This window comes from Xanthobacter albus (genome assembly GCF_043194895.2).
GTDB lineage: Bacteria > Pseudomonadota > Alphaproteobacteria > Rhizobiales > Xanthobacteraceae > Xanthobacter.
Window position 1 is genome coordinate 389,206 of record NZ_CM195532.1, and the last position, 20,305, is coordinate 409,510.

Annotated in this window: 21 protein-coding genes; 19 read left to right on the top strand and 2 right to left on the bottom strand. The window is 69.0% G+C overall.

What is annotated here, in order from left to right; genetic code table 11:
• Window positions 1–112: 112 nt before the first annotated feature.
• Window positions 113–1,114 (top strand): UDP-glucose 4-epimerase GalE, encoded by a 1,002-nt coding sequence (gene galE, locus V5F75_RS01760; protein WP_394036410.1) that lies wholly within the window; start codon window positions 113–115, stop codon window positions 1,112–1,114.
• 208 nt (window positions 1,115–1,322) lie between these two features.
• Entirely contained in the window at window positions 1,323–1,934 is a 612-nt protein-coding gene (locus tag V5F75_RS01765) for a DUF502 domain-containing protein (protein WP_394036408.1), read from the top strand.
• 141 nt (window positions 1,935–2,075) lie between these two features.
• Here the strand turns inward: V5F75_RS01765 and V5F75_RS01770 are convergent, their stop codons facing one another.
• Window positions 2,076–2,906: a Shedu anti-phage system protein SduA domain-containing protein gene (locus V5F75_RS01770; RefSeq protein WP_394036406.1), complete on the bottom strand. Its 831-nt coding sequence runs from the start codon at window positions 2,904–2,906 to the stop codon at window positions 2,076–2,078.
• Between the two features lie 393 nt (window positions 2,907–3,299).
• Between V5F75_RS01770 and V5F75_RS01775 the strand changes: the two genes are divergently transcribed.
• From V5F75_RS01775 to V5F75_RS01850, 16 genes are all read left to right on the top strand, one after another.
• Window positions 3,300–4,433 (top strand): hydrogenase small subunit, encoded by a 1,134-nt coding sequence (locus V5F75_RS01775; RefSeq protein ID WP_394036404.1) that lies wholly within the window; start codon window positions 3,300–3,302, stop codon window positions 4,431–4,433.
• Window positions 4,430–6,244 (top strand): nickel-dependent hydrogenase large subunit, encoded by a 1,815-nt coding sequence (locus tag V5F75_RS01780; protein ID WP_394036402.1) that lies wholly within the window; start codon window positions 4,430–4,432, stop codon window positions 6,242–6,244. The genes V5F75_RS01775 and V5F75_RS01780 overlap by 4 nt, the downstream gene beginning before the upstream one ends.
• 14 nt (window positions 6,245–6,258) lie before the next feature.
• Entirely contained in the window at window positions 6,259–7,026 is a 768-nt protein-coding gene (cybH, locus tag V5F75_RS01785) for a Ni/Fe-hydrogenase, b-type cytochrome subunit (protein ID WP_394036400.1), read from the top strand.
• Window positions 7,027–7,350: 324 nt separating this feature from the next.
• The gene (locus tag V5F75_RS01790) at window positions 7,351–7,974 is read left to right on the top strand and encodes a HyaD/HybD family hydrogenase maturation endopeptidase (RefSeq protein ID WP_394036398.1); all 624 of its coding nucleotides are present in this window, start codon (window positions 7,351–7,353) and stop codon (window positions 7,972–7,974) included.
• Between the two features lie 22 nt (window positions 7,975–7,996).
• Window positions 7,997–8,329, top strand: coding sequence for a HypC/HybG/HupF family hydrogenase formation chaperone (locus V5F75_RS01795; protein WP_394036396.1), 333 nt, complete (start codon window positions 7,997–7,999; stop codon window positions 8,327–8,329).
• On the top strand, window positions 8,329–8,724 hold the full coding sequence (locus tag V5F75_RS01800; protein WP_394036394.1) for a thioredoxin domain-containing protein: 396 nt from the start codon (window positions 8,329–8,331) through the stop codon (window positions 8,722–8,724). Before V5F75_RS01795 ends, V5F75_RS01800 begins: the two co-directional genes overlap by 1 nt.
• Window positions 8,725–8,754: 30 nt before the next feature.
• Entirely contained in the window at window positions 8,755–9,606 is an 852-nt protein-coding gene (locus tag V5F75_RS01805) for a hydrogenase expression/formation protein (RefSeq protein WP_394036392.1), read from the top strand.
• Window positions 9,607–9,613: 7 nt separating this feature from the next.
• The gene (locus V5F75_RS01810) at window positions 9,614–10,507 is read left to right on the top strand and encodes a [NiFe]-hydrogenase assembly chaperone HybE (protein WP_394036390.1); all 894 of its coding nucleotides are present in this window, start codon (window positions 9,614–9,616) and stop codon (window positions 10,505–10,507) included.
• Window positions 10,508–10,509: 2 nt separating this feature from the next.
• Window positions 10,510–11,691, top strand: coding sequence for a nickel-dependent hydrogenase large subunit (locus V5F75_RS01815; RefSeq protein WP_394036388.1), 1,182 nt, complete (start codon window positions 10,510–10,512; stop codon window positions 11,689–11,691).
• Window positions 11,684–12,025: a hydrogenase maturation nickel metallochaperone HypA gene (hypA, locus tag V5F75_RS01820; protein WP_394036386.1), complete on the top strand. Its 342-nt coding sequence runs from the start codon at window positions 11,684–11,686 to the stop codon at window positions 12,023–12,025. Before V5F75_RS01815 ends, hypA begins: the two co-directional genes overlap by 8 nt.
• Window positions 12,025–13,137: a hydrogenase nickel incorporation protein HypB gene (hypB, locus tag V5F75_RS01825; RefSeq protein ID WP_394036384.1), complete on the top strand. Its 1,113-nt coding sequence runs from the start codon at window positions 12,025–12,027 to the stop codon at window positions 13,135–13,137. Before hypA ends, hypB begins: the two co-directional genes overlap by 1 nt.
• Window position 13,138: 1 nt before the next feature.
• On the top strand, window positions 13,139–14,608 hold the full coding sequence (locus tag V5F75_RS01830; RefSeq protein ID WP_394036382.1) for a sigma-54-dependent transcriptional regulator: 1,470 nt from the start codon (window positions 13,139–13,141) through the stop codon (window positions 14,606–14,608).
• A gap of 52 nt (window positions 14,609–14,660) precedes the next feature.
• The gene (locus V5F75_RS01835; RefSeq protein WP_509212136.1) at window positions 14,661–14,963 is read left to right on the top strand and encodes a HypC/HybG/HupF family hydrogenase formation chaperone; all 303 of its coding nucleotides are present in this window, start codon (window positions 14,661–14,663) and stop codon (window positions 14,961–14,963) included.
• Between the two features lie 5 nt (window positions 14,964–14,968).
• On the top strand, window positions 14,969–16,093 hold the full coding sequence (hypD, locus tag V5F75_RS01840) for a hydrogenase formation protein HypD (protein WP_394036378.1): 1,125 nt from the start codon (window positions 14,969–14,971) through the stop codon (window positions 16,091–16,093).
• On the top strand, window positions 16,090–17,148 hold the full coding sequence (gene hypE / locus V5F75_RS01845; protein ID WP_394036376.1) for a hydrogenase expression/formation protein HypE: 1,059 nt from the start codon (window positions 16,090–16,092) through the stop codon (window positions 17,146–17,148). Before hypD ends, hypE begins: the two co-directional genes overlap by 4 nt.
• 10 nt (window positions 17,149–17,158) lie before the next feature.
• Window positions 17,159–17,785, top strand: coding sequence for a HupE/UreJ family protein (locus tag V5F75_RS01850; protein WP_394036434.1), 627 nt, complete (start codon window positions 17,159–17,161; stop codon window positions 17,783–17,785).
• A gap of 183 nt (window positions 17,786–17,968) precedes the next feature.
• On the opposite strand, the gene fabG is transcribed toward V5F75_RS01850, so the two are convergent.
• A complete protein-coding gene (gene fabG / locus V5F75_RS01855) occupies window positions 17,969–18,748 on the bottom strand; it encodes a 3-oxoacyl-ACP reductase FabG (protein WP_394036374.1) in 780 nt (259 codons plus the stop codon).
• Between the two features lie 361 nt (window positions 18,749–19,109).
• On the opposite strand from fabG, the gene V5F75_RS01860 reads away from it, so the two are divergent.
• Window positions 19,110–20,258: an ABC transporter substrate-binding protein gene (locus V5F75_RS01860; RefSeq protein ID WP_394036372.1), complete on the top strand. Its 1,149-nt coding sequence runs from the start codon at window positions 19,110–19,112 to the stop codon at window positions 20,256–20,258.
• Window positions 20,259–20,305: the final 47 nt, after the last annotated feature.

A 20,305-nucleotide genomic window follows, 5' to 3' on the forward strand; every position in this document is an offset into this window, starting at 1 on the left:
GGGGAACGGGCGAAGCGCAAGAGGCCGCGGCGCCGGCATGTGGGAGCGCTTGCATCGGCGGGGGAATCCGCCTCATGTCGCAGCCGATGGGGCGGGCTTCAAGGGGGCGAAAATGCGGCATGTTCTGGTGACGGGCGGGGCCGGCTATATCGGCGCCCACGCCTGCAAGGCGCTGCGGCGCGCCGGCTTCATTCCCGTCGCCTTCGACAACCTTTCCACCGGTTGGGCGCAGGCGGTGCGCTTCGGCCCGCTGGTGCGCGGCGATCTCATGAACCCACAGGAGATCGCGGCCGCCTTCGCCGCCTGGCGCCCGGTGGCGGTGATGCATTTCGCCGCGCTCTCCCTGGTTGGCGTCTCCATGCGCGATCCCGGCACCTACTGGCGCGCCAACGTGAACGGCGCGCTCAACCTGATCGAGGCGGCGCTGGCCGCCGGCTGCCGCGACATCGTCTTCTCCTCCACCTGCGCCACCTATGGCGACCAGGACGGCGTGACGCTGGACGAAAACGCCGTGCAGGCACCCATCAACGCCTATGGCGCCTCCAAGCGCGCCATCGAGGAGATGCTGGCCCATTTCGGCGCCAGTCATGCGCTGCGCGCGGTGATCTTCCGCTACTTCAACGTGGCGGGCGCGGACCCCGAGGCCGAAGTGGGTGAGAAGCACGAGCCGGAAACCCATCTGGTGCCGCTGCTGATCGAGGCCGCCGCCGGGCGGCGCCCGCCCGTCACCTTGTTCGGCACCGATTATCCCACCCCCGACGGCACCTGCATCCGCGATTATGTGCATGTGTGCGACCTCGCGCAGGCCCATGTGCTGGGCCTGCGCCGGCTGCTGGAGGGGGGCGGAAGCCGGGTGTTCAACCTGGGCACGGGCCACGGCTTCTCGGTGCGCGAGGTGATCGGCGCGGTGGAGCAGGTGACGGGACTGACCGTGCCGGTGAACGAGGGCCCGCGCCGGCCGGGGGATGCCGCGCGCCTCGTCAGCGGCAGCGCCCGCGCGAGCCGCGAATTGGGCTGGACGCCGGAACGCTCCACCCTCCCCCTCATGATCGCCGACGCCTGGCGCTGGCACGCCCAGGGCGGCTTCCCGCCCCTGCCCGCGACGGCGGCCTGAAAGACCGCGCGCCGCTGCCGGCCCCGGATGCCGCGACAGCGCTTCCCGCGGAGACTTCAGCGCCCCAGGGAAGAATGGCGCGGGGCGGGCATCATGGCATAAGGATCCCCCGGCCCGGCCATTCCGGCCTCATGCCGAGGCGGGATGGGCAGGGGTCGCGCCGTCTTCAGGGGTGAACGCCATGGCCCGAGGCTCTCAAGGCAAGCTCATGTCCGTGCTCGGCGTGCTGGCGCGGCGGCTCGTGCTCGGCATGGTCTTTCTTCTGCCCATGGTGCTCGTGCTCATCGTGCTCGGCCATGCCGTCAAGCTGGTGGGGGCGCTGGCCAAGCCCGTCTCCCACCTGGTGCCGGTGGAAAATTACGTGGGCGTGAGCGGGGAGAGCATCATCGGCCTGCTGCTCATCCTGCTTCTGGCCTTCGGCGCCGGCTTTGCCGCCAGCACGCGCCACGGCCGGCGCGTGACGCGCTTCTGGGAGAACTCCCTGCTGGGCGGCGTGCCGCAATACCAGCTCGTGAAAAGCATGGCCGAGGGGCTGACCCAGGTGGAAAGCCTCGTCGGCGTCTCCCCCGTCCTGGTCAGCCGCGATGGCGGCTGGCAGCTCGGCTACCGGCTGGAGGACATTCCCGAAGGCTGGGTCGCCGTCTTCGTGCCCCGCGCGCCCACCCCCATGTCCGGCGAGCTCTTCTATGTGCCGAAAGACCGCGTGGTGCCCCTGAACATCCCCATGGCCCAGGCCATGCTGGTGGTGAAGCGCATGGGATTGGGATCGGGGGAGGCGCTTAGGAAGGCGGGGTTGGTGTTTCCCGGGGCGGAGGGGTGAGGTGAACGAACTCAGTGTGAGCACTTGGCGAACGAAGGTCTCCGGCATCGGCGGACGACGGCCGGCTTTGACCCAAAGCGGTCGTTGACGGCGGACAGACGGCGTCTTCTCGTCAATCCGCTGAACGTTCGACATTTCCCCTCACGTAACCGGTACGGCCGCGGGCGCACCACGCCACACTTTCACTTCCAGCGCGTTGGGATGGAGGTTGCTCGCGAGGTGGCCGCGACCCGAGATATGAAACGGTGCCTGCGTGTTCTTCGCAGCCACCTTCTTGATCTGGGTGTGCAGCGTCTCGCTCACCGTGAGCATGTGAGGATCTGCCCAGATGAAGATGTTATCGTCAACGATCTCGTCATCCTGCAAGTCTATGAACTCTGCGCGGCGCACACCTAGCCACAAACGCTCCTTGCCCGACAGTCCTTCGGCAAGGCTGTCGAACGTGATGATCTTGAAGTCTTCGCGCTCCTCGGCGCGAATGCGGCTGCGCCGCAACTCGCTGTCCTGGTACTCGGCACGACGGCCAAACACGAGGACGAACTTCGGGTAGGTGGGGTTGCGCTGCATCGTGGTCGGCACCCGCAGCGAGCTGAGCTGGCTCACGAAGCCGGGCATGTTGCCGTCGATGGAGAGCCATGCGCGCCAGCTGTTGATCTGTTGCAGTGCATGAACAAAGTCGGGATGGAATTCCTGGCTACCGTCCTTGAAGAAGCGTGAGGTCGGCTTCTCGATTTCGATAAAAACAGCATTCCAGTCATCTGAGCTCTTCGAGAGGAAGAAGAAATCGCTCTTGAAGTCAGCTCCGAAGGATAGCTTGCGCAATACAAGTCTTAAATGGACGCCGTGGTTCTGCACGAAGTCGCGCGGCGTCAGTTGAGTGTGCGTCTCGATGAAGCGTTGATAGACCTGCTCGTTGTGACCGCCATCTAGCAGCGTCAGGTACTCCTCGCGCAAATCTTTCGCATTGGTCATGCGGCACCTCCGAACAGCTCAAACAGTACACCTGGCGCTGACGCTGGCCTCAGCCTAAACAGCTCGACCTCGGCCCGTCACAACTCTATCGCTATACATGTTACCACTTCGAAGGTGAACTTTGCGTTTCTCGAATAGCCGCTTTAGGTCGGAAGCGGCCCAGCACGCCAAATGTCGGCTCCTGGCCCAATCCGACCGTCTCGCGATTCCGGTCATCCCCCTTCCAGACCACCCGCAAAGCGTCATGCCCACATCCACGCGCTCCTCGCATTTCTCCGACCCAACCCCTTGAACTAAAACATTTCCCACCCCTGGCACACCCCTTGCTAAATCCCACCCACGCTCCACCGGCCTCGACGCCGATGGGCCGGTTCATGCAAGGGGGAACGCCTGATGGCCCTCGAGACGTTTTATGAAGTCATGCGGCGGCAGGGCATCACCCGCCGTTCGTTCCTGAAGTATTGCTCGCTCACGGCGGCGGCGCTGGGGCTGGGGCCGGAATTCGCGCCCACCATCGCCCATGCCATGGAAACCAAGCCCCGCACCCCGGTGCTGTGGCTGCATGGCCTGGAATGCACCTGCTGCTCGGAGAGCTTCATCCGCTCCGCCCATCCCCTGGTGAAGGATGTGGTGCTCTCCATGATCTCGCTGGATTATGACGACACGCTCATGGCCTCCGCCGGCCACCAGGCGGAAGCCATTCTCGACGAGGTGATGGAGAAGTATAAGGGCAATTACATCCTGGCCGTGGAGGGCAACCCGCCCCTCAATGAAGACGGCATGTATTGCATCATCGGCGGCAAGCCGTTCGTGGACCAGCTGAAGAAGGTGGCCAAGGACGCCAAGGCCATCATCTCCTGGGGCTCCTGCGCCTCCTACGGCTGCGTACAGGCGGCGCGCCCCAACCCCACTCGCGCCACGCCCGTGCATGAGGTGATCTTCGACAAGCCCATCATCAAGGTGCCGGGCTGCCCGCCCATCGCCGAGGTGATGACCGGCGTCATCACCTACATGCTCACCTTCGACCAGCTTCCCGCCCTCGACCGCCAGGGCCGGCCGCTGATGTTCTATTCCCAGCGCATCCACGACAAATGCTACCGCCGGCCCCATTTCGACGCCGGCCAGTATGTGGAGAGCTTCGACGACGAGGGCGCGCGCAAGGGCTACTGCCTCTACAAGGTGGGCTGCAAGGGCCCGACCACCTACAACGCCTGCTCCACCGTGCGCTGGAACGACGGCGTCTCCTTCCCCATCCAGTCCGGCCACGGCTGCATCGGCTGCTCGGAGGACGGCTTCTGGGACAAGGGCTCCTGGTATGCCCGCCTCGCGGACCTGAAGGAGAGCGGCTTCGGCATCGAATCCAACGCCGACAAGGTGGGCCTTGCGGCGGCGGCGGTGGTGGGCGGCGGCGTCGCCGTGCACGCGGCCATCAGCGCCCTGAAGCGCGCGCAGACCAAGCATGATCCTGCCGGGAACGACACCACCAGCGGCGCCGACAAGGGCGCTTCCACGGGAGGCGAGAAGTGAGCATCCAGACGCCGAACGGCTTTTCCATCGACAATTCCGGCAAGCGCATCGTCGTCGATCCCGTCACCCGCATCGAAGGCCACATGCGCTGCGAGGTGAACGTGGATGCGGACAACGTCATCCGCAACGCGGTTTCCACCGGCACCATGTGGCGCGGGCTGGAGGTGATCCTGAAGGGCCGCGACCCGCGGGACGCCTGGGCCTTCGTGGAGCGCATCTGCGGCGTGTGCACCGGCTGCCACGCGCTCACCAGCGTGCGGGCGGTGGAGGATGCGCTCGGCATCACCATCCCCAACAACGCCTATCTCATCCGTGAGATCATGGCCAAGGTGCTCCAGTGGCATGACCACGTGGTGCACTTCTATCACCTGCACGCCCTCGACTGGGTGAACCCGGTGAACGCGCTGAAGGCCGACCCCAAGGCCACCAGCGTGCTGCAGCAGTCCATCTCCGCCCATTCCAAGTCCTCGCCCGGCTATTTCCGCGACGTGCAGAACCGGCTGAAGAAGTTCGTGGAAAGCGGGCAGCTCGGCATCTTCAAGAACGGATACTGGGACAACCCGGCCTATCTCTTGCCGCCGGAAGCCGATCTTCTCGCCGTCACCCACTATCTCGAGGCTTTGGACTTCCAGCGCGAGATCGTGAAGGTCCACACCATCTTCGGCGGCAAGAACCCGCACCCGAACTATCTCGTGGGCGGCGTGCCCTGCGCCATCAACATGAACGGCGACATGGCCGCCGGCGCCCCGCTCAACATGGAGCGGCTGAACTTCGTGCAGTTGAAGCTGCAGGAGGCGTTCGAGTTCTCCCAGAACGTCTACCTGCCGGATGTCATCGCCATCGCCAGCTTCTACAAGGGCTGGCTCTACGGCGGCGGCCTCGCCGGCCAGGCGGTGATGGACTACGGCGACTATGCCGCCATCCAGGGCCAGAAGAAGACCGACCGCCTGCCCGGCGGCGTCATCGTCAACGGCAACTGGGACGAGATCCACCCCATCGACCCGCGCGACCCCGATCAGGTGCAGGAGTTCGTGGCGCATTCCTGGTACACCTACGGCGATGCCGACAAGGACAGGGGCCTGCACCCCTGGGACGGCATCACCGACCCGAAGTTCGATCTCGGCCCCAACTTCAAGGGCACCCGCACCAACATCGAGCAGGTGGACGAGAACGCCAAGTATTCGTGGATCAAGGCGCCGCGCTGGCGCGGCCACGCGGTGGAAGTGGGCCCGCTCGCCCGCTACATCCTGGCCTATTCCCACGGGGTGCCCTTCGTGAAGGGGCAGGTGGACGAGGCGCTCGGCCGCTTCAACAGCCTCGCGGGCACGAACCTCACCGTGAAGCAGGCGCTGCCGACCACCATCGGCCGCACCCTCGCCCGCGCGCTGGAGGCGCACTACTGCGCTCACATGATGCTGGACGATTTCAACGCCCTCATCGCCAACATCAAGGCCGGCGACACCTCCACCGCCAACATGGAGAAGTGGGACCCCTCCACCTGGCCGAAGGAGGCCAAGGGGGTGGGCACCGTGGCGGCACCGCGCGGCGGCCTCGGCCACTGGATCAAGATCAAGGACGGGCGCATCGAGAACTACCAGTGCGTGGTGCCCTCCACCTGGAACGGCGGCCCGCGCGATCCCAAGGGCAACATCGGCGCGTTCGAGGCCTCGCTCCTCAACACGCCCATGCAGCGCCCCGAAGAGCCGGTGGAGATCCTGCGCACGCTCCATTCGTTCGACCCGTGCCTTGCCTGCTCCACCCACGTCATGTCCGACGATGGGGAGGAACTGGCCCGCGTCACTGTACGCTGAAGGGAGGCTGAGCCATGACCGACGCATCGCTCCCCGGCACGGCCCCGCCGCAGGCCCCCCCTGCGCCGGCCGGCGCCGCCCCCGCCGAAGGGGCGGCGAAGGGTGGAAGGAACCTGACCACCTATTACATCTACGAAGCGCCGGTGCGCCTCTGGCACTGGGTGAACGCTTTGTGCATCGTGGTGCTCTGCATCACCGGCTATCTCATCGCCTCGCCGTTCCCGACCCTGTCGGGACAGCCGAGCGACCACTACCTCATGGGCACCATCCGCTTCATCCACTTCTCGGCGGGCTACATCTTCGCGGTCGCCTTCATCGGCCGCATCCTGTGGGCGTTCGCGGGCAATGAATATTCCCGCGAGCTGTTCACCCTGCCGGTGTGGAAGAAGAGCTTCTGGCGCGGCCTGTTCGCGGAGATGGCGTGGTATGCCTTCCTGAAGCCGCGGCCCATGAAGTTCATGGGCCACAACCCGCTCGCCCAGACCTTCCTGTTCCTGGTGATGGTGCTCGGCACCATCTTCATGATCGTCACCGGCTTCGCCCTCTATTCGGAGGGCACGGGGCTCGGAAGCTGGCAGAGCCGCATGTTCGGCTGGGTCATCCCGCTGCTGGGCGGCTCGATGCAGGTGCACACGCTCCACCACATCGGCATGTGGGCGATCATCCTGTTCGTCATCATCCACGTCTACACGGTGATCCGCGAGGACATCATGTCCCGCCAGACCATGATCTCCGCCATCACCAACGGCTACCGCAGCTTCCGGGACGACGATCCGGAGTGAGGCGGAAAGGCTCCGCAAGGGAAGGGCGCGGCGCGAGCCGCGCCCTTTTTCTTTGCCGGCGCCCGGCCGCGGACACGCCGCACGGGGCTACCGCGCGCCGCGCGTGAGCCGCAGAATTGCGAGATATCCTTCCATTTTGTGGTAGATTTGGAATTGTAAATTCCAATTGTCACCCCACCGCCATCTTATCGGCATGCAATGCCGCTCTGGTCGATCAAGGCGTTACCAGTTGCCCACGCCGCTGGCACAGTCCTTGAATTGAAGCACTTCAAATCAGGCGGCGCCAGACCGCTGCGGGAGGGTGAGCCGGAGGCGAGTAGTTGCATGTCTGATAAAGGTATACATCCGCGCATCCTCGTGCTCGGCATCGGCAACATCCTGTGGGCCGACGAAGGCTTCGGCGTCCGGGTGCTGGAAGCGCTGGACCGGGACCATGACTTCCCCGATCACGTCACCCTGCTCGACGGCGGCACCCAGGGCCTCTACCTCCTGCCCTATCTGGAGGAGACCGACGGGCTGGTGATCATCGACGCGGTGGACTACGGCCTGCCCCCCGGCACCCTCCACGTGCTGGTGGATGCGGAGGTGCCCGCCGTGCTCGCAACCCGCAAGGTGAGCCTGCACCAGACCGGCTTCCAGGAAATCCTCGGCCTGCTCGCCCTGCGCGGCCACACCCCCGCCCGCATCGTTCTGGTGGGCGTGCAGCCGGAGGTGCTCGACGACTACGGCGGCGGCCTCACCGCCACCGTGGCCGGCCAGATCGAGGCCGCCGCCGCCCGCGTGCTCAAGGTCCTGCGCGCCGACTTCAACGTGTGGACCACCCCGCGCGCGGAGCTGCCGGAGGGCCTCCTGGCCGCTCCCATCGCCCGCGACCCCTACGAGGCCGAGCGCCCCAGCGCCGAGGACGCCTGCCGCGTCGGCGACCCGCGCATCCTCGGCCGCTCCTGAAGTCGCCCGAAAGACCCCGATCATGTGCCTCGGCCTTCCCATGCGCATCGATGCCGTCGACGGCGCGTTCGCCTTCTGCTCCGCCGCCGGCCGCACCGAGAAGGTGGACCTCGCGCTGGTGCCAGACGCGTGCGCCGGCGACCACGTTCTGGTGTTCCAGGGGACGGCGCGGCGCCGGCTGGAGGCGGATGAGGCCAGCCTCATCACGCAGGCGCTCGACGGGATCGCCGCCGTGATGGCCGGCACCGCCGACACCGCGCTCATCGACCGCGCCTTCGCCGACCTCGCGCACCGCGAGCCGGAGCTGCCGCCCCATCTCGCCGCCGCCTACGCCGCCGGCCGAAAGGAAGCCTGATGTCCCAGGATGCGCTCCACCCGCTCGTGCGCCGGCTCATCACCGAGCGCGCCTATGCCTGGCTCGACGCGGCCGAGGACGGCGCCGCCCTCGACGGGCGCGACCAGCTCGTGCTGCTGCCCGCCCACGGCAAGAACCACCTGGAAAGCCCGGACATCGCCGTGGTGCTGCCCGAGCTGGTGGAGGCGCTGGGCGGAGCGGCGCGCATCGGCGGCGCCGTCGCCGGCCCCAGGGCGGAGGCGAGCTTCCGCGAGGCACTGAACCTCGCGCTGCCGGCCATCGTGGTGCTGCGCGGCGGAGTGCCCCTCGGCGCCATCTCCCGCATGCGGGACTGGGACGAATATCTCGACCGGCTGGGCACGCTCCTGGGCGCGCCTTCCACCGCCACCCACTGACGCCGCCCGCCCCTACCGAGGTCTGCCCCCATGTCCTCCAGCCCCTTCGCCACCCAGGCGCCCATCGGCTTCGGCCCCGGCAGCCAGCCCACCGCCGAGGACGAGGGCCTCGCCTACATGCCGCTGCCGTCGGGCATGCGCACCTTCGAGGCGCACCTGCCGGAGGTGGAGGACACGGCCCGCTTCGCCCCCGCTCTGGCGGCGCTGGGCGAGATCCTCGCAGCCCTGCGGAACTGGACGCCGGGCGAGAGCCTCACCGTCACGCTCGCCCATCTCGACACGGCGAACCTCGCTTTGGTGGACGAGACCCTGGGCGAGGGCGAGGTGGCGGTGAAGGTGTCCGCGCCCGGCCGCGCCATGGACATCCAGGAGGCGACCTTCGCCGGGGTGTGGCGCCTTTCCGGCACCGAGGGGGCGGACCGGGTGGAGGTTTCCGCCTTCCCGCGCGGCGCCATCCTGCGCGCCCATGACGAGACCTGGGCCATCGACACCGCCCGCCTCGCGGAGGCCGCCGGCCCCGGCATCTTCAACGCCCCGGCGCTGCTGGTGGAGATCGACCACCGCGCCGCCACCCGCAAGGCCGGTGACGCGCCCCACGTCATCAACCTCTCCCTCCTGCCCCACACGCCGGAGGACCTCGCCATGCTGGATGAGAAGCTTGGCCGGGGCGCCACGGTGGTGCTCTCGCGCGGCTACGGCAACTGCCGCATCGACGCCACGGCCCTGAAGGGGGTGTGGCGGGTGCGCTTCTACAATTCCACCGACGTGCTCATCCTCGACACCATCGAGGTGTGCGATGTCCCGGAAGTGGCCTGCGCGGCGGCGGAGGACATCGGCGATTCCGCCGAGCGCCTCACCGAAGTGCTCGAAGCCATCGCGTGAGGGCCCCATGAGCGCCTCTGCCCTGCTCCAGACCTTCGAGGGTTCCTACCTCGGCGACCGGGCCCGCCTCGCGCCCACGGCCCGGCTCGAATGCAAGGTGTGCTGGCACGTCTACGACCCCGCCGAGGGCTGCGAGACGTGGCAGGTGCCCGCCGGCACCGCCTTCAACGACCTGCCCGCCCATTGGCGCTGCCCGGTGTGCGACGGCCCGCGCGACCAGTTCATGGTGCTCGACGGCGGTGCCGCCGGCACCTCGGCCGTGCTTATGGAGCCGACGGCGGAGGAAGCCGCCCTCTCCCGCACCCTCGCCACCGCGCCCGGCCGGTTCGAGGCGGTGTTCCAGGAGATCAACGCCGCGCGCATGAAGGGCGTGCCGTTCGTGAACGGCGCGCTCTCGGTGAAGGCGGTGGGCTTCCGCATCCACGAGGGGCGGGTGATCGGCGTGCTGGTGACGCCGTGGTTCATGAACGTCATCATCCTGCCCGGCCCCGGCGAGGACTGGTCGGGCCTGCCCACCGGCACCCGCGAGCTGATGGACTTTCCCTCCGGCACGTACGAATTCCTGTCCGCCGAGCGGCCGGAGACGGGCCCCTACAAGGCCTGCTCCCTGTTCTCCCCCATGTTCGACTTCTCCTCCATGCTGCAGGCGGTGGAGACGGCGCAGGCGGTCATCCCCGGCCTGCTCGATGCAGCCAACCGCGCCGAGGGCAGCCGCTCCGGCGAGATCCGCCGCCGGGCGGAGGAGGAGGCCGCGCGCCGGGAGGAGCAGGAGCGCGCCGCGCAGGCGCCCGCCGACGGCGCGCCCACGGCCCTCTCGCGCCGCGCCATGATCTTCGGGCCGGGCCGCGCCGCGCGCGAAGCGGCGGATGCGGCCCCCGCGCAGGCGGAGGCCAGCGAGTAGCCATGACCGCGACCGCCCTCCAGCGCCTCGCCATTCTCCGCGATCCCGCCGGCGGGCCGCGGGCGTGGCGCTTCGTGCGCACGGAGGGGCCGGACCCGGCGCAGGCGCTCGCGGGGCGGACGGCCGAGGAAGCCGCGCGCCTCGTGCCGCTGGTGTTCAACCTGTGCGGCGCGGCCCACGGCCTCGCCGCCCGCCGCGCCCTCGGCCTGCCCGCAGCCGAGAACGGGGCGGCGATGGCGCGCGAAAGCGTGCGCGACCATGCCCTCGCCATCCTCCACGGCTGGCCCGCCCTGCTCGGCGGCGCGCCGGACCGCGCGGCTCTCGGCGCCCTCGCGCGGCCGGGGGCTGAGGCGGACCGCGCCCTCGCCGCCGCCCTCGCGGGCGAGGGGATGGCGGGACGCGACTTCTGCGCCCTGACGCCCGCCGCGCTCGAAGCCTGGCTTCATACGGGGGAAACCGCCACGGCGCGTATCCTCCGCCGCCTGCGGCGCGAGAACGACCCCGCCGAGGGCCGCGCCGGCCTGCCCGAGCTGACCGCCGCCGACCTCGTCCGCGCCCTGGCCGAGGATGGGGCCGCGCCGTCCGGCGGCCATGAGCCGGCGGCCGGGCATGGGCCCCGCGGCGTCCCTGCCGGGGCGCCGGACGGAACCGCCGCGCCAACGGCTCCCCTCCGGGACACGGCACCGCTTTGCCCTGAGGCGGGCGACTGCCTCCGCGCGCCCACGCAGCCGCATGCCGAGCGCGCCTCGTCGGAGCCGCGCACTCCCCTGCGCGAGACCGGCGCCCTCGGGCGGATGGCCGGCACGCCGCTGTTTCACGCTTTGCTCGAACGGGACGGCCCCGGCATCTTCGTGCGCCTCCTGGCGCGCCTTGCCGATCTCCTCGCGCTCCTGGCCGCCCCCGCCCCCGCCTCGCACGCGTCGCCGGCGGGCACGGGCCTCGCGGAGGCGGCGCGCGGGCTGCTCGGCCACGGGGCGCGGGTGGAGGGCGGGCGCGTCGCGCGCTACCGCATCCTCTCTCCCAGCGCCTGGAACCTCGCCCCCGGCGGCCTGCTGGAACGGGCCTTCGCGACGCTCGACGCGGCCTCCCCCCGGACCCCGCTGCTGGCGCGCTTCCTGCTGTCGGCCATCAACCCCTGCGTGCCGGTCACGCTCGATCTGGAAGGGGCATCCCGCCATGCATGAGATGTCCCTGTGCGAGAGCCTCCGGAGCGCGCTGGAAGACGCGGCGCGGGCGCAGAGCTTCTCCCGCGTGACCAAGGTGCGCCTCAGGCTGGGCCGCTTCGCCGGCGTGGAGGTGGAGGCGCTGCGCTTCGGCTTCGACGTGGTGATGAAGGGCTCGCTGGCCGAAGGCGCCGAGCTGGTGGTGCTGGACGAGCCCGGCACCGCCTGGTGCTTCGACTGCAACGACACGGTGCCCCTCGCGGAACGGCTCGACCCCTGCCCCCGCTGCGGCGGCGAGCGCCTTCTGCCCAATGGCGGCACCGAAATGACCATCAAGGACCTGGAGGTGATGTGATGTGCACGGTTTGCGGCTGCGGCGGCGACGGCGCCACCATTTCCGAGGCCCACGGCCACCCGCACGACCATGGTCATGGCCACGACCACAATCATGACCATGGCGCGCACACCCATACCCATGCGGACGGCACCACCCACAGCCATCCCCACGGCGCCCATGAAGGCGGGCACGAGCATGGCGCTGCGGACAACCTGGGCTATAGTGATGCCCAGGACGTTCCCGGAATCCCTGCGCCACATCATGCATCTCGCCATCACGCTCATCACGGCGGCCATCGCCACGCTGACGATCATCGTCATCATGGTGGTGATCACGCGGGCGCGGCGACCCTGGACTACGGACAAGGCCCCGCCCGCGCCCACGCGCCCGGACTCTCCCAGGCACGAATGGTCGAGATCGAAACCGGAATCCTCGCCAAGAACGACGGCTACGCCGCGGATAACCGGTCCCGCCTGGAAGCGGCCGGCATCCTCGCACTCAATCTCCTCTCCGGTCCGGGGGCGGGGAAAACCACCCTCCTCGTCGAAACACTGAAAGCCATCGCGGGGGCCCTCCCCTGCGCCGTCATCGAGGGCGACCAGCAGACCGACAACGACGCCGCGCGCATCCGCGCCGTGGGCGTGCCGGCGGTGCAGATCAACACCGGCAAGGGCTGCCACCTCGATGCCCACATGGTGGGCCACGCCCTCGAAAAGCTGCCGCTGCCCCAAGGCGGCGTGCTGTTCATCGAGAACGTGGGCAACCTCGTGTGCCCGGCCGCCTTCGACCTGGGGGAAACGCGCCGCGTCACCCTCATCTCGGTGGCCGAGGGCGACGACAAGCCGCTGAAATATCCAGATATCTTCGAGGGCGCCGACCTGGTGCTCATCACCAAGGCCGATCTCGCGCCCCATGTGGACGCGGACATGGCGGTGCTGGAGCGCAACATCGCGCGGGTGAACCCCAAGGCCCAGATCCTGCGCGTGTCGTCGCGCGGGGAGGTGGGCCTGTCCCCCTGGCTCTCCTGGCTGGAGGCCGCGCGCGCCGCGCGGCTGGAGGCGCTGGCGAGCGCCGCCGAGGCCCGCGCCCGCGCCCTGCGCGCGGCCGCCGGCACCGCGCGGGAGGCCTGAGATGAGTCGCCGCCCCGCGCTCCTGGTGGTGGACGACGAGCCGCGCTCGGTGGAGGTCATCGCCCGCGTGCTCGACGAGGAGTTCGACGTCTTCACCGCGCTCGATGCGGACGAGGCGCGCCGCATCCTGGAGAACGAGTGGATCCAGGTGATCTTCTGCGATCAGCGCATGCCGGGCACCTCGGGCGTCGCCCTGCTCACCGAGGTGCGCGAGCGCTGGCCGGACATATTGCGCATCATCGTCACCGGCTATTCGGAGCCGGAGGACATGATCGGCGCCATCAATGCCGCCGGCATCTACCAGTTCATCCCCAAGCCCTGGCACCCGGACCAGCTCCTGCTGGCCGCCCGCAACGCGGCGCACCTGTTCCAGCTCCAGCGCGAGCACGAGCGCCTCAGCCTGGAGATGAAGATCACCGCCGCCACCGCCGAGGCGCGGCTCGCCGCGCGGCGGGAGCGGGTGGCGCAGATCTTCCACTTCGACACCCTCATCCGCGCGCCCGGCAGCCCGCTTTCGGAAACCTGCACCCGCGCCGCCCAGGTCGCCACCTTCGACGTGCCGGTGCTGATCCACGGCGAGACCGGCACCGGCAAGGAGCTGCTGGCCCGCGCCATCCACTATTCCAGCCTGCGCTCGGACCGGCCCTTCTTCGCCGTGAACTGCGGGGCGATCCCCGACGAGCTCCTGGAATCCGAGCTGTTCGGCCACAAGAAGGGCGCCTTCACCGGCGCCCACGTCACCCGCATCGGCCTGCTCGACCAGGCCGACGGCGGCACCATCCTGCTCGACGAGATCGGCGACATCTCCCCCGCCTTCCAGGTGAAGCTGCTGCGCTTCCTGCAGGAGGGGGAGATCCGCCCGGTGGGCTCCAACGAATCCAAGCGCGTGAACGTGCGCGTGCTCGCCGCCACCCACCGCGATCTCCACGGCGAGGTGGCGCGCGGGCGGTTCCGGGAGGATCTCTACTACCGTCTCTGCGCCATGGTGCTGACCCTGCCGGCCCTGCGGGAGCGGCGCGAGGACGTTCCCGTGCTCGCCCAGAGCATCCTCGATGCGCTCTCGAGCCAGCACGGCAAGCGCGCCAAGGGCTTCAGCGAGGAGGCGCTCGGCTGCATGAGGGCCTATGAGTGGCCCGGCAACGTGCGCGAGCTGCAGAACGAGATCACCCGCATGCTGGTGCTGGCCGAGCGCGACGTGCTGGGCGCCGACCTGCTCTCGCCCCACGTGCTGCGCGCCGCCGCCGCCATCACCGCCAAGGCGGAGCCCGACGCCATCGCCCTGCCGGGCGGCGGGCTGCTCAAGGACCGCATCGAGCGCATGGAGGCCTCCATCCTCACCGAAACGCTGGTGCGCTGCCGCTGGAACAAGAGCCGGGCGGCGGAGGAGCTGGGCCTCTCCCGCGTCGGCCTGCGGGCCAAGCTCGACCGCTACGGCATCGCCCGCGGCGCCACCTTCGCCAATTCGCACTGATCCGGACAGGAGAGACGCCATGTGCCTCGGCATTCCAGGACGCATCGTTTCCGTGGCGGACGAAGACGCCATGCTGTGCGTGGTGGACGTCTCTGGCGTGCGCCGCACCGTGGACGTGGTGTGCGTGGCCGAGCCCGGCGCGCCGCTCGCCGCGCTGGTGGGAAGCTGGGTGCTGGTGCACGTGGGCTTCGCCATGAGCGTGATCGACGAGGAGGAGGCCGCCGCCACCCTCAAGGTGCTCAGCGAGATCGGCGAGGCGGCGGCGGAAATGGAAGCGCTCACCACCGGCAGCGTCGAGCTGCTCCCGACCGCGCCCGCCGGGCAGGTGTCGGACCAGATCCCAGGCCAGGAGTGACGCCCATGCGCTTCGTCGACGAATTCCGCGACCCCGAGCTTGCCCGCGCGCTGGTGAAGGAGATCGAGGCCGTCTCCGCCCGGCTGGAGCGCGGGCGTGAGAAGCCCTTCGCCATCATGGAGGTGTGCGGCGGGCACACCCACGCCATCTTCCGCTATGGCCTCGAAGGGCTGCTGCCCGATCTCGTCGAGTTCGTGCACGGCCCCGGCTGTCCGGTGTGCGTGCTGCCCATGGGGCGGGTGGACGATTGCGTCGCCATCGCCGAGCGGCCGGAGGTCATCTTCGCCACCTTCGGCGACGCCATGCGGGTGCCGGGCTCGAAGAAGAGCCTGCTCCAAGCCAAGGCCGAGGGCGCCGACGTGCGCATGGTCTATTCGCCCCTCGACGCGCTCACCCTGGCCAAGCGCAATCCCGAGCGGCAGGTGGTGTTCTTCGGCCTGGGGTTCGAGACCACCATGCCCTCCACCGCCCTCACGGTGCAGCGCGCCGCGCGTGAGGGGGTCTCGAACTTCTTCCTGTTCTGCAACCACATCACCATCATCCCGACCCTGCGGGCGCTGCTCTCCCAGGAGGATTTCGGCATCGACGGCTTCATCGGGCCGGGGCACGTCTCCATGGTCATCGGCACGGAGCCCTACCGCTTCATCGCCGAGGAGTTCGGCAAGCCCCTGGTGGTGGCGGGCTTCGAGCCCATCGACCTGCTGCAGTCCCTGCTCATGGTGCTCCGGCAGATCGATGCGGGCGCCGCCCGCATCGAGAACCAATATGCCCGCGTGGTGCCGGCGCTCGGCAACCCGGCGGCGCTGAAGGCGGTAAGCGAGGTCTACGAGCCGCGCGCCACCTTCGAGTGGCGGGGCCTGGGCTCCATCGCCGGCTCCGGCGTGCGCCTGCGGGAAGCCTATGCGGCGTTCGACGCCGAGCGGCGCTTCGCGGTGCCCGACGTGAAGGTGGCGGACCCCGCCCAGTGCCGCTGCGGCCAGGTGCTCACCGGCGCCGCCAAGCCCTGGGCGTGCCCCGAGTTCGGCAAGGGCTGCACCCCCGAGACGCCGCTCGGCGCGCTCATGGTCTCGTCCGAGGGCGCCTGCGCCGCTTATTACCAATATGGCGGCCTGAGGGGAGAAGCCGCATGACCGCCCACCCCGCGCCCGCCCGCCGCGCCCTCGGCGCCAGGACCGTCACCCTCGCCCACGGCGGCGGCGGCAGCGCCATGCGCGATCTCATCGACGACGTGTTCCTCTCCGCCTTTTCCGGCGCCGGCCGCTCCGCTCCGGAGGATCAGGCGCGCTTCGATCTCTCCGCCCTGGCGTCCATGGGCGACCGCCTCGCCTTCACCACCGACAGCTTCGTGGTGGACCCGCTGTTCTTCCCCGGCGGCGACATCGGCAAGCTCGCCGTATGCGGCACGGTGAACGACCTCGCGGTGGGCGGGGCCGAGCCGGTGGCCCTCTCCTGCGCCGTCATCATCGAGGAGGGGCTGGAGGTGGAGGTGCTGCGCCGGGTGGCGGCCTCCATGGCCGAAACCGCGCGGGCGGCGGGCGTCTCCATCGCCACCGGCGACACCAAGGTGGTGGCGCGCGGTGCCTGCGACAAGCTGTTCCTCACCACCACCGGCATCGGCGTGGTGCGCCCGGGGCTCGATGTGGGCATCGCCAGGGCGCGCCCCGGCGACGTGGTGCTGGTGAACGGCCTTCTGGGCGACCACGGCGCCGCCATCCTCAACGCCCGCGGCGACCTTGCCCTCGACACCGCCATCGCGAGCGACTGCGCGCCGCTCAACGGGCTGATCGGGGCACTCATCGCCGCCGCCCCCGGCATCCGCATGATGCGCGACGCGACGCGCGGCGGGGTCGCGGCGGTGGTGAACGAGCTGGCGGAGGCGAGCGGCGTCGGCGTGCGCCTGCGCGAGCTGGCCCTGCCCATGCGCCCCGAGGTGCGGGGCTTCTGCGAGATCCTCGGCCTCGATCCGCTCTATCTCGCCAACGAGGGCAAGATCCTGGCGGTGGTGCCGGCGGAGGAGGCGGACGCGGCGCTGGCCGCCCTGAAGGCGCACCCCCTCGGCCGCGAGGCGGCCATCATCGGCACGGTGCGCGCGGACCGGCCCGGCCGCGTGACCATGGAAACCCGTTTCGGGGGTGAGCGCATCGTCGACATGCTGGTCGGCGATCAGCTTCCCCGGATCTGTTGACCCCTTTCAGATTGAGGACAGCCAAGGCCCTAAAGAGCCCCTCGATGCGTCGCTTTCCCGAACGCCCCTCCTGGCTGCTGCCGCCACCCTGCTGCCCTCCCTCGCCTTCGCCCACACCGGCGTGGGCGACACCCACGGCTTCATGCACGGCTTCGACCACCCGCTGGGCGGGCTCGATCACCTGCTGGCCATGGTCACCGTCGGCACCTTCGCCTGGCAGCTCGGCGGGCACGCCGTCTGGGCGGTGCCGTGCACATTCGTGGCCCTGATGGCGGTGGGCGGCGCGCTCGGCGTCTCCAGCGCGGACGTGCCGTTCGTGGAGCTGGGCATCGGCCTTTCCGTGGTGGTGCTGGGCGCCGTGGTGGCCGTCGGCCTCAAGGCGCCGCCGGCGGTGGCCATGGCCGTCGTCGGCTTCTTCGCCATCTTCCACGGCCATGCCCATGGCTCGGAAATTCCCACGGACGCTTCCGGCCTCGCCTATGGCCTCGGCTTCATGAGCGCCACGGCGCTGCTGCACCTCGCGGGCATCGGCATGGCCATCGGCCGCTTCGGCGAGACCCACGGCGAGAAATACGTGCGCGGCGCCGGCGCGGCGGTGGCTGTGGCTGGCCTCGCTATCATCGGCGGCGTTCTATAATACCATCGACCCCGGTCTTTGACCGGTACCAAGTGGCTCCGCTCAAGCGCCGCGCAGGCTCATACCAAAGGCCCATGAGGCAAACTCATGGGCCTTTGGTATGAGCCCACGGCCCGAGGGCAAGACAGGAAGGCCCCGCTCCCGGCCGGGAGCGGGGCCTTTTCTCGTGGCGCGCCCGCGGCCTCACACCACGGCCATCTCTTCCAGCGCCATCAGGGATTCAGGCAGCACCTGGCCGCCGTCGATCACCAGGGTCTGGCCGGTGATGAAGCCCGCCTCTTCCGAGGCGAAGAACAGGGCGCCGTTGGCGATGTCGTCCACGCTGCCGAGGCGCTTCAGCGGAATGGAGCCCTCCATCTTCGCGAGATAGTCGGCGCCCAGGCCGTCGAGCCCCTCGGTGCGGATATTGCCGGGCATGACCGCATTCACCGTGATGCCCCACGGCGCCAGCTCGATGCAGGCGGTGCGGACGAAGCCGAGCTGGCCCGCCTTGGAGGCACCGTAGTGCGCCCAGCCGGGATAGCCGGTGATGGGGCCGGTGATGGAGCTCGTCACCACGATCCGCCCCCACTTCGCCGCCTTCATGGCCGGCAGCACCGCCGCCACCGAGAGGAAGGTGCCCTTGAGGTTCACGTTCATGACGTGGTCGAAGTCCGCCGCCGTCATCACGTCGAGCTTGGCGGCGGGGAAGATGCCGGCATTGGCGCACAGCACGTCGATGCGCCCGTAGCGCTCCAGCGCCGCCGCCGCGAACGCCTTGCACCCCTCGGGATCGGACACGTCGGCCGCGAAGCCCGACGCATTGGGGCCGATCTCGGCGGCGGCGGCTTCCGCTTCCACCAGCGCGCGCGACACCACCAGCACGTTGAGACCGGCCGCGCCGAAGCGCTTGGCGATGCCCTTGCCGATGCCCTTGCTGCCGCCGGTGACGATGACGGTCCGCCCCGCGAGCGCCTTCAGCATGATGAGTTCCCTCTTATGAGCATTTTCAAGCGAAGTGGATCCCGGTTCGCGTGAAGAAAATGCGTGATTTCAATGATCTAGAGCGGTTGCCGCGAGCCAGCGCGAGCGGAAAGCGCTCTAGGTGAGCTTCTGGATGAGTTTTGTGCAGCTGCGCCTTCTGGCGCGAAAGTTGGCAAAAACCACCTTGCCCGGCGAAAAAGATGTTGTAAAGCCCAACTCACGGCGTTTAACATCCAACACAGTTCAACAAGAGTCCCACAAACAGGCATCCCCTCCACCGCCCGGCCCCGCCGGCGCGGCAAGCGAGGAGGCATGCCGCGGGGACCCCTTCCAGACGCGTGAGCAGCCAGAGGCGAACTCCATGACGATCAATCGGCGGTCAGTTCTCAAGGGAATGGCGGCGGGGGGCCTCGCCCTCGCGGCCGGGCCTTTCGCGGGCGTGCGGGACGCCTTCGCGGCCCGCGACAAGGAGCTGAACATCCTGTGCTGGGAGGGCTACAACTCGGCCCAGGTGCTGGACCCGTTCCGCAAGGCCCATGGCGCCACCGTGAAGGCGGAAAGCCTCACCAACGACCCCACCATGATCAACCGCCTCCGGGCGGGCGAGACCAATGTGTGGGACCTCATCAACGTCAACAATCCCTGGGCCCGCAAGGTCATGTACCCGGAGAAGCTGATCCGGCCGCTCCCGCGCGAGACCTTCGAGCCCTATTTCGACAAGATGCTGCCCCAGTTCAAGCCGCCGTATAAGTGGGCGATGGACGACAGCGGCAAGGAACTTCTGGGCATGGTCCAGCGGTTCGGGCCCTATTCCTTCGTGGTGAATACCGACAAGATCTCCCGCAAGACCGCCGAAGAGGTGGGCTGGGACCTGTTCAACGATCCCAAGCTCGCCGGCAAGTACGGCATTCTCGAATCCGATGACTGGAACGTCTTCGGCCTGTTCGTGGTGGCCGGCATCGACCCGTTCAAGAAGCACACGCCCGACGAGATGGCGAAGTTCGAGGAAACCGCCAAGCGCGTGTTCAAGGGCGCGAAGCTGATCGGCGACATCGCCGCCATGAACCAGGCCCTCATCTCCGGCGAGATCGACCTGCACCTCACCGGCGGCACCTATTCGGTCTCCCCCGCCCGCGCCGACGGCTATCCGCAGATGCGCGGCATCACGCCCCTGAAGGGCCCCATGGCCGGCGGCAAGGGTGGCATCGCCTGGATCGAGGTGACCTCTCTCGTCAACAATCCGCAGCTCTCGCCGCTGGCGGAGACCTTCCTGAAATACGTGCAGCAGCCGGAGGTGGCGCACACGGTGGCGTTCGCCGAGGGCACCTACAACCCCGTCACCCAGATGGGCAATCCCGAGTGCTTCAAGCTGTTCTCCAAGAAGGAGCTGGAAGCCATCCAGTGGGACAGCCTGGACGAGGACATGGCCCGCAGCGTCGAATACGACATCGTGCCCGACTACGACCAGGCCCTCGACATCATGACCGCCGCCAAGCGCGTGCGCGGCTGATCTCCTTCGCGACAGGGCGCGCCCCGCCGGCGCGCCCTGGTCCCGCC

Excerpts from the sequence above, each read along its gene's own strand:
- galE (WP_394036410.1), top strand. The coding sequence starts at position 113 with ATGCGGCATGTTCTGGTGACGGGCGGGGCCGGCTATATCGGCGCCCAC.
- V5F75_RS01765 (WP_394036408.1), top strand. The coding sequence starts at position 1,323 with ATGTCCGTGCTCGGCGTGCTGGCGCGGCGGCTCGTGCTCGGCATGGTC.
- V5F75_RS01770 (WP_394036406.1), bottom strand. The coding sequence starts at position 2,906 with ATGACCAATGCGAAAGATTTGCGCGAGGAGTACCTGACGCTGCTAGAT.
- V5F75_RS01775 (WP_394036404.1), top strand. The coding sequence starts at position 3,300 with ATGGCCCTCGAGACGTTTTATGAAGTCATGCGGCGGCAGGGCATCACC.
- cybH (WP_394036400.1), top strand. The coding sequence starts at position 6,259 with ATGACCGACGCATCGCTCCCCGGCACGGCCCCGCCGCAGGCCCCCCCT.
- V5F75_RS01790 (WP_394036398.1), top strand. The coding sequence starts at position 7,351 with ATGTCTGATAAAGGTATACATCCGCGCATCCTCGTGCTCGGCATCGGC.
- V5F75_RS01795 (WP_394036396.1), top strand. The coding sequence starts at position 7,997 with ATGTGCCTCGGCCTTCCCATGCGCATCGATGCCGTCGACGGCGCGTTC.
- V5F75_RS01800 (WP_394036394.1), top strand. The coding sequence starts at position 8,329 with ATGTCCCAGGATGCGCTCCACCCGCTCGTGCGCCGGCTCATCACCGAG.
- V5F75_RS01805 (WP_394036392.1), top strand. The coding sequence starts at position 8,755 with ATGTCCTCCAGCCCCTTCGCCACCCAGGCGCCCATCGGCTTCGGCCCC.
- V5F75_RS01810 (WP_394036390.1), top strand. The coding sequence starts at position 9,614 with ATGAGCGCCTCTGCCCTGCTCCAGACCTTCGAGGGTTCCTACCTCGGC.
- V5F75_RS01815 (WP_394036388.1), top strand. The coding sequence starts at position 10,510 with ATGACCGCGACCGCCCTCCAGCGCCTCGCCATTCTCCGCGATCCCGCC.
- hypA (WP_394036386.1), top strand. The coding sequence starts at position 11,684 with ATGCATGAGATGTCCCTGTGCGAGAGCCTCCGGAGCGCGCTGGAAGAC.
- hypB (WP_394036384.1), top strand. The coding sequence starts at position 12,025 with ATGTGCACGGTTTGCGGCTGCGGCGGCGACGGCGCCACCATTTCCGAG.
- V5F75_RS01830 (WP_394036382.1), top strand. The coding sequence starts at position 13,139 with ATGAGTCGCCGCCCCGCGCTCCTGGTGGTGGACGACGAGCCGCGCTCG.
- hypD (WP_394036378.1), top strand. The coding sequence starts at position 14,969 with ATGCGCTTCGTCGACGAATTCCGCGACCCCGAGCTTGCCCGCGCGCTG.
- hypE (WP_394036376.1), top strand. The coding sequence starts at position 16,090 with ATGACCGCCCACCCCGCGCCCGCCCGCCGCGCCCTCGGCGCCAGGACC.
- fabG (WP_394036374.1), bottom strand. The coding sequence starts at position 18,748 with ATGCTGAAGGCGCTCGCGGGGCGGACCGTCATCGTCACCGGCGGCAGC.
- V5F75_RS01860 (WP_394036372.1), top strand. The coding sequence starts at position 19,110 with ATGACGATCAATCGGCGGTCAGTTCTCAAGGGAATGGCGGCGGGGGGC.